Genomic DNA, 490 nt, shown 5'->3' with positions numbered 1-490 from the left:
GGGCCGTCAGCTGAATGACAAGTTCAAACTGCGCGAAGGCGTCGATCCGCAGGTCTACGGTATCGGCATCAAGGAACTGTGGGAAATCGATCCGTCGAAGCACAAGCCGGGTCTGGTGATGCACACCGCTGGCTGGCCGCTGGAGAACGACACGTACGGTGGCTCGTTCCTCTATCACATGGATAACAACCAGGTGGTGGTGGGTTTTGTGGTCGGACTTGGCTACACGAATCCGTACCTGTCGCCGTTCGAGGAATTCCAGCGCTACAAGACGCATCCGGCGATCCGCGCTGTGCTCGAAGGTGGCAAGCGTGTGTCGTACGGCGCGCGGGCAATCACGGCGGGCGGCCTGATGTCGCTGCCGAAGCTCGTGTTCCCGGGCGGCGCACTGGTCGGCGACGACGCGGGCTTCCTGAACGCATCGCGGATCAAGGGCTCGCATGCGGCGATCAAGACCGGCATGCTGGCCGCCGAGGCCGCTTTTGAAGCC

The 490-nt window shown here is 62.7% G+C and carries 1 protein-coding gene; it reads left to right on the top strand.

All coding sequences use genetic code 11. From position 1 onward, the window contains the following. Positions 1-490 (top strand): NAD(P)/FAD-dependent oxidoreductase (locus P0D71_RS36060; RefSeq protein WP_408483893.1); only part of this gene is annotated, 490 nt, incomplete at both ends.

It is taken from the genome of Paraburkholderia sp. RL17-383-BIF-A, from assembly GCF_046028015.1.
In the GTDB taxonomy this organism is placed as follows: Bacteria; Pseudomonadota; Gammaproteobacteria; order Burkholderiales; family Burkholderiaceae; genus Paraburkholderia.
The sequence above is the reverse complement of the archived record's forward strand: the minus strand, read 5'-3'. Positions and strand labels throughout refer to the sequence as shown.